This window comes from Flavonifractor sp. HCP28S3_F3, assembly GCF_052065355.1.
Lineage (GTDB): Bacteria > Bacillota > Clostridia > Oscillospirales > Oscillospiraceae > Flavonifractor.
The window spans coordinates 1-6919 of sequence record NZ_JBQHUF010000026.1 but is presented as its reverse complement, the minus strand read 5'-3'; the positions used below and the strand labels follow the sequence as shown (position 1 = coordinate 6919).

The window sequence follows — 6919 nt, the reverse complement described above, 5'->3', positions numbered from 1 at the left end:
TCATTTAGTAGCGCAAAATTTGAGGACTCTTTATTTCCTTATTCGGTATAGCGGAGGCGGCTGTCAATTCGACATAATTTTCTTGTGATACTTTACCGTACATGAGCATTCACGCTGCGGTGTTAGCATATAGAAAGCACTGTTCATAGAAAAGTTGCAAAAAAACATTTGCAATGCACTTGCAAATGTCACGAATATTGAATATAATATTAGTGCAAGCTAAAAATGACGAGGAAAGGAGTGCTATTATGGCTAAAGGAAATATGACGATAAGAATGGAGCCGGAGCTGAAAGCACAGGCGGCAGCTCTCTTTAAGTCCCTCGGAATGGATTTGAGTACGGCAACGGGTATTTTTTATCGACAGGCACTTAGGTGTCATGGACTTCCCTTTGAAGTCAAGGTTGACGAGCCGAATGCTGTTACCTATGCGGCGATGGAGGCGGCAGAAAAGGGAGAGGATATGTATGGTCCGTTTGATAGCGTTGCAGATCTGATGGAGGCGCTGAATGCTTAAGCCGGAGTTTTCGGGGCAGTTCAAACGAGATTACAAGCTTGCGATCAAGAGAGGCTGCGATCCGAAGAAGTTGGAGGAAGTGATCACGCTGTTGTGTAACGAGCAGCCGTTGCCGGAGGCGTATCGAGATCATGCTCTCACTAATTCCAGAAATTATAAGGACATGAGAGAATGTCACATCGAGCCGGACTGGCTGTTGGTCTATAAAGTTGTTCGGCAGACTTTGATTTTGAAATTGATAAGGACGGGATCTCATAGCGATTTGTTTTGAGATTAACTCCGGATGAAAGAGTGGTGATGATATTTGGCGGGTGTAATAACGGAAATTGCAATAGAATGTGGCGTGTCGGAACAGGCAGTTCGTGCATGGTGTAGGCGAAACCATGTTGCGAAAGATGCGAAAGGAAGTTTCGCAATCAGCGAAAGTCAAAAAACCGCCATATATCAGCATTATTTAGGTGTTGAACGAAAGCAAGTTTCGCAACAGGCGAAAGCAAGTTGCGAAACTTGCGAAACCACTTTGATCGCTATGCTGCAGGGAGAATTAGACCGGAAAAGCGAGCAACTTGCTGTAAAGGACAAGCAGATCGAGGAACTGAACGCAAGGTTGGCGGAGGTCAGCTCGGCGTTGGTGACGGCACAGCAGACTGCGGCAGCGGCCCAGGCTCTCCATGCTGGGACAATGCATCAGCAGCTTCTTTCCGGCAAGTCCGGAGCCGATCAGCCGGAGCGTGAGACAGAACCGGTTCAAAAGCGTAGCTGGTTTAGTAGGTTCTTTGGGGACTAAACAGAACGACAAATCGGAATTTTACGGTCAGTAAGGAATGCGTAAAGTTATATGATTGTATTATAAGCGATTTGTTAAATTTTTATAACCACTTGTATTTGCCTGCGATTTATGGTATAATATTTTGAAATTTAGAAAGAGGTGGAAAGATGATTAACTTTTCTTGCAAATAAATTGGAATATACAGTGATACTGTGTTTTACAGTACCATTGTACCCATTGCAAGAAAGTTAAAAGTCTATTCACTCGATATATCGTAGGCGTATCACTCTTGATAGGGGTGGTACTATTATGCTGTGACGAGCTGCAAGAATTGACTTTCTTGCAGCTCTTATTTTATGTTCTTTATCCCCGGAATAAAGGAGGAATGCGATATGTCGATGATCCGAGTCGAGAACCTTACCTTTGCCTATCCATCCAGCTATGATAACATTTTTGAAAATGTCAATTTTCAAATTGATACAGATTGGAAACTTGGGTTCATTGGTAGAAATGGCAGAGGTAAAACAACTTTTCTAAATCTTCTGCTTGGAAAGTACGAATACCATGGGAAAATACAAGCCTCTGTGCAATTTGATTACTTTCCATACCCTGTTAGCAATAAAAACAGATTAACTGCGGACATTCTCTCGGAAGTCTGCCCGCTGGCGGAAGAATGGGAACTGTTGAGAGAACTATCCTATCTGGAAGTCCGTGATGATGTGCTTTGGAGACCATTTTTTACGCTTTCCAATGGGGAGCAGACCAAGGTGCTGCTTGCCGCCCTCTTTCTGAATGATGGACACTTTTTACTGATTGATGAACCGACAAACCATTTGGATATGAAAGCCAGAGAAACCGTTTCAGCATACCTGAAACGGAAAAAGGGATTTATCTTAGTCTCTCATGATCGCTGTTTTTTAGATGGCTGTGTTGACCATATCCTGTCGATCAATCGGTCAAACATCGAAGTACAAAGCGGAAATTTTTCTACTTGGTTCACCAACTTCCAGCGCCAACAAGAATTTGAACTGGCTCAGAACGAACGTTTGCAAAAGGACATCAGACGATTACAGCAGTCGGCAAAACGCGCTGCAGTATGGTCTGAACGTGTAGAAGCTTCCAAAATTGGGGCAGCAGATAAAGGTTATGTCGGTCATAAAGCCGCCAAAATGATGAAGCGTTCAAAATCTATAGAAGCGAGACAACAACAGACAATCGAACAAAAATCAGCATTGCTGAAAAATATGGAAACCGCAGAAGCCCTCAAGATACAACCGCTTAATTACCATACAGATTTGCTTGCATCATTATCGAATGTAGTAGTTTATTATGATGGCATTTCAGTTTGTGAACCCGTTTCGTTTGAAATAAGACAGGGAGAACGCATTGTGCTTGATGGAAAGAACGGCAGTGGCAAAAGTAGCCTGTTAAAGTTGGTAGTCGGGCAGTCCATAGATTATACGGGTACAGTAACACTTGGCTCTGGGCTTGTAATTTCTTATGTGCCACAGGATACATCGTATTTATGTGGAACCCTTTCCGAGTTTGCAGAAGAAAACAACCTTGATGAAAGTTTGTTCAAGGCAATTCTTAGGAAAATGGACTTTGAGCGTGTACAGTTTGAAAAGGATATTAAAGACTTTTCTGGCGGGCAAAAGAAGAAAGTCCTAATTGCGAAAAGCCTTTGTGAAAAGGCACACTTGTATGTATGGGATGAACCGCTCAACTTTATTGATGTGTACTCACGTATGCAGATTGAACAACTCATAACGGAGTTTGCCCCGACCATGCTCCTGGTAGAACATGACAGTGTTTTTCGAGATACTGTGGCAAGTAAAATTGTGAATATCTAAATTGGTTCTTCCGCAATTTTACGTTTTTCGCTTTAATAAAAATGGAGAATGCTGATTTACACTGGCATTCCAGTATTGAAAAATTACAAAATACGGATAATTGCGTAAGAACCTCTAAATTAAAATAATTGTATGGGTTAATTCCAGCTTTACAGAGACTCAAATTCCAGTTTATCGGTGGGATGAAGGTCGGGGAGCCGTCCGCAGACGGCAGGGGCAGCGCCCCTCCGGAGCTGGCAGAGCAGCAGGCACGAGCCGGCAGTGAAGCAGCTCCGGCAACCCCTCCCCTTTAGGGGCGCAAAGCACTTTCACACCGCTGCACCGATGGGGTGGCGGTGTGAAAGTGCTTTTGCGTTACTTTCTCACCAGAAAGTAACAAAGAGGTTGTTTTTAGCGGAAATTTATGATAAAATAGAGGACGGAAGAATAAGCGGAAAGGGGGCGATTTTATGGGAGTTACGATTTCGGGTATGACAGGTGCAGGGAGCATCCGGCACAACAACCGCAGCTTCTCAGCGGCGAATGTAGACCGGAGCCGGACGGAGCAGAACATTGTTTTCTGCAACGAGGATCTGAAGCAGGTCTATCATATGGTCTTTGATGAAGCTCTCGCAGCCTACAACGCAAAGAAAACCAAAACGAGAGATAAGATACCGGACTACTATGAGCATATCCGGCAGAGTAAACAGGAAAAGCTGTTCCATGAAGCGATCTTCCAGATCGGCAACATGAGCGACTGTGGGTGCGGTACGCCGGACGGAGAACGGGCGGCGGCAGCTCTGAAAGATTTTGCGGAGTCTTTTGCAGAACGCAACCCCCATCTGCGGGTGTTCAATATGGTGCTGCACATGGACGAGGCAACGCCCCATCTCCATGTCGATTTTATCCCTGTGGCAACGGAGCAGTCAAGAGGACTTTCTACAAGGGTATCTATGAAACAGGCATTGAAGCAGCAGGGGTTTGTCGGTGTCGGCAGAAAGCAGACCGAATGGGCGGCGTGGATGGAACGGGAGAAAGAAGCTCTGACGGAGATCGCCCAGCGGCACGATTTTGAAATTATCTCTCTCGGCACGAACAGACCGCACATGGACTTGCCGCAGTTCAAGGAAGCGGCTGCGAGGCTGGAAGCGGTGCAGCAGCAGACAGCGGCAGTAGAGCGGGAGGTTGCTGAGCTGGAACGGCAGCGGGACGCTCTGAAAGGCACTGTGCGGCTCTTAAAGGAGGCTGACAGGGTAAATGCACCCCTGCATGATATTCAGCCGGAAAAGACGCTCACAGGGGCAGTAAAGGGCGTGACGGTGGATCAGGTCGAGCAGCTAAAGAAAATGGCACTGCGCAGCGTGACGGATCGGCACAAGGTACAGGAGCTGACGGAGGAAAACACCCGTCTGCGGTCACAGGTGCCGTCCATGAAGAAGCGGCTGGAAGAAGCGCAGCGGCAGCAGAGGCTTGAACAGGAAAACCGGAGGCTGCGCGATGAAAACTATTATCTGCAATCCGAGCTGCAGGAGGAACGCAGCTTCACCGAGCGTCTGACGGACGGCATCGGTCGGATGCTGGACTTCTTGGAAGAACACTTGCCGGAGCGTCTGCGTCCTCTGCTTGAAAAGGCGAGGGAGCTGCTGCCCGATCCGGAGATTGGACAGCAGCAGGAGCAACAGCAGCACCAGCGAGGAATGGGCGGCATGGAGCTGTAAAAGAAGCCTGTCCGGAGGGCTTGAAAATCTCTTTCGGACAGGCTATAATAACAACTGAAAATAGGGAATTGCTGTATTGATAATCTAAGCCCCCTGTAAGGGTACTCCCAACCTATATTTTTTCTCTCTGAAAGGGAGAAAGTCGGAGGGGAAAAGGGGGGTGAGCGGAGGGGTGTTGGAAGTGTGGTAAACCTCGTTAGAGGTTTTCCAAGCCACTGTGGTAAACCCATCGGGTTTTCCATAGTGGCGGCACTTTCAATGCCCCGCAGCGAGGGGGAAAAGGGGGAGGTGACTTTCTCTTTAAGGCGGCGTAGCCGCCGCTCTTTTGCTCCCCCTTTTCCCCCTTCCCGCCCGCAGGCGATCCCCGCCGCAGCGGATTTTCTTTTTGGTACTTTTTCTTTTGTGAGGTGGTAATATGACCGAGAATTATCGAGGCTGCTACGAGTATTTGAGCGCACAATATCCGGAGGTCGGAGGCTATGAGTTTTATAAAGAGCTGTTTCCGGACAATGAGAACTCCGGAGAACGGCACACGGATTTTTCCCATCCGAACGCTGTGTATCTGTATCGGGACGAACAGAGCGAGGATAAGAAGCTCCGGCGCAGGAAGATGTATAACGACACATGGGAACAGGATTACATGGAGTTTGTCGAGGGGAACAGCCTTACTTTGTGCAGCGGTCTTGCATATCGCAGAAAGGAGAACAGGCTGGAGAACGCCCAGCGGATGTATGCTCTGATCTTCGATCTGGATGGCGTAGGTCTTGCCGAGCTGCGCAACCTCTTTCTGCGCTTTGGCGGCGATCCGGAGCGAGTGCGCCGGTTGCCGATGCCGACTTTCCTTGTTCTGTCGGGGACAGGGCTGCATATCTACTATGTTTTCCAGCAGCCGATTGACCTATACCCGAATATAAAAATTCAGCTTAAAAGTCTGAAATATGACCTCACTTTCCGGCTATGGGAGTATGGCAGCACTTCGCAGGTCAAGGCGATCCAGTATCAATCCATCAATCAGAGCTTCCGCATGGTGGGCAGCATCAATGACAAGCATGGGACGGAGCTGGTCGCTTTCCGTACCGGAGAACGGGTAACGCTGGATTATCTGAACGCCTACGCAAAGCCAGAAAACAGGGTGGATGTCAATAAGCCTTTCAGCCCATCCAAAATGACACGAGCTGAGGCGAGGGAGGCATATCCGGAGTGGTATGAGCGTGTTGTTGTGAGAGGCGAGAAAGGACGCAAGAAGTGGGATATTGCCGGAAAGGTGCATGGTGATGATCCGTATGCGCTCTACCATTGGTGGCTGCGGCAGATCGGAGAGATAAAGGGCGGGCATCGGTATTTCTTTTTGATGTGCCTTGCTATCTATGCTTACAAATGCGGTGTGTCGAAGCAGCAGCTCCGGCAGGATATGAAAGAGGCTTTTGATGATCTGCAGATGGTGAAGCATGAGAACGCATTGACCGAGGAAGATATACGGAGTGCGCTGGAAGCCTACGACAAGGAGTATTACAATTTCACGATTTCCGATATTGAAGCTCTGACCGATGTTCGCATCGAGCGCAACAAGAGGAATGGTAGATCACAGAAAGAGCATTTGAAAAGAGCAAGGGCGGTGCAGGAAGTGGATTATCCTGGCGGCACATGGAGAAGAAAAGGGGCAGAAGAAAAGAAAGCGCAAGTCTATGCGTGGCGGCAGGAGCATCCAGAGGGACGCAAGGCCGATTGTCATAGGGACACCGGACTTGATCCGAAAACGATCCGCAAATGGTGGGACACCGTACCGGAGGGGCATATAACGGTCAAAATACGCCCATCACAGGCTTTGAGCGATCTGTTGGTGGAGGAATTTAAGAAAGGGCTGTAAACGCCCCAGAAACGCCCTACAAGGCGTTTTCGGGGCGGGTAAGGGGAAGAAAAATTTCTTTTAGGTACTTGCTTTCCTAAAACTGATGTGATACAATGATTTAATCAAGAAAAGGAGTAAAAAATATGCGGCAAGGTATTCTTAAATAAAACTATAATCAAATAGTGGGAACAAAGGATTATGATAGCTCCTTTTGTAGGGGCTTAGTTTTTTGTACC

At 47.6% G+C, this 6919-nt stretch carries 6 protein-coding genes; all 6 read left to right on the top strand.

What is annotated here, in order from left to right; translation table 11 throughout:
• Positions 1-248 precede the first annotated feature (248 nt).
• On the top strand, positions 249-515 hold the full coding sequence (locus tag ACTNB1_RS14710; protein WP_033119556.1) for a type II toxin-antitoxin system RelB/DinJ family antitoxin: 267 nt from the start codon (positions 249-251) through the stop codon (positions 513-515).
• On the top strand, positions 508-786 hold the full coding sequence (locus ACTNB1_RS14705) for a type II toxin-antitoxin system YafQ family toxin (protein WP_021632616.1): 279 nt from the start codon (positions 508-510) through the stop codon (positions 784-786). The genes ACTNB1_RS14710 and ACTNB1_RS14705 overlap by 8 nt, the downstream gene beginning before the upstream one ends.
• A 33-nt stretch (positions 787-819) precedes the next feature.
• Positions 820-1302, top strand: coding sequence for a hypothetical protein (locus tag ACTNB1_RS14700; protein WP_076917214.1), 483 nt, complete (start codon positions 820-822; stop codon positions 1300-1302).
• Positions 1303-1676: 374 nt separating this feature from the next.
• Positions 1677-3137, top strand: coding sequence for an Lsa family ABC-F type ribosomal protection protein (locus ACTNB1_RS14695; RefSeq protein ID WP_441170523.1), 1461 nt, complete (start codon positions 1677-1679; stop codon positions 3135-3137).
• Between the two features lie 449 nt (positions 3138-3586).
• On the top strand, positions 3587-4834 hold the full coding sequence (locus ACTNB1_RS14690; RefSeq protein WP_015517767.1) for a plasmid recombination protein: 1248 nt from the start codon (positions 3587-3589) through the stop codon (positions 4832-4834).
• A 415-nt stretch (positions 4835-5249) separates the two neighbouring features.
• Positions 5250-6701, top strand: a complete 1452-nt coding sequence (locus ACTNB1_RS14685; protein ID WP_199488597.1) for a hypothetical protein — start codon at positions 5250-5252, stop codon at positions 6699-6701.
• Positions 6702-6919 lie beyond the last annotated feature (218 nt).

What these genes read in the sequence shown, in the direction of transcription:
- ACTNB1_RS14710 (WP_033119556.1), top strand. Translation starts at nt 249, where the DNA reads ATGGCTAAAGGAAATATGACGATAAGAATGGAGCCGGAGCTGAAAGCA.
- ACTNB1_RS14690 (WP_015517767.1), top strand. Translation starts at nt 3,587, where the DNA reads ATGGGAGTTACGATTTCGGGTATGACAGGTGCAGGGAGCATCCGGCAC.
- ACTNB1_RS14685 (WP_199488597.1), top strand. Translation starts at nt 5,250, where the DNA reads ATGACCGAGAATTATCGAGGCTGCTACGAGTATTTGAGCGCACAATAT.
- ACTNB1_RS14695 (WP_441170523.1), top strand. Translation starts at nt 1,677, where the DNA reads ATGTCGATGATCCGAGTCGAGAACCTTACCTTTGCCTATCCATCCAGC.
- ACTNB1_RS14705 (WP_021632616.1), top strand. Translation starts at nt 508, where the DNA reads ATGCTTAAGCCGGAGTTTTCGGGGCAGTTCAAACGAGATTACAAGCTT.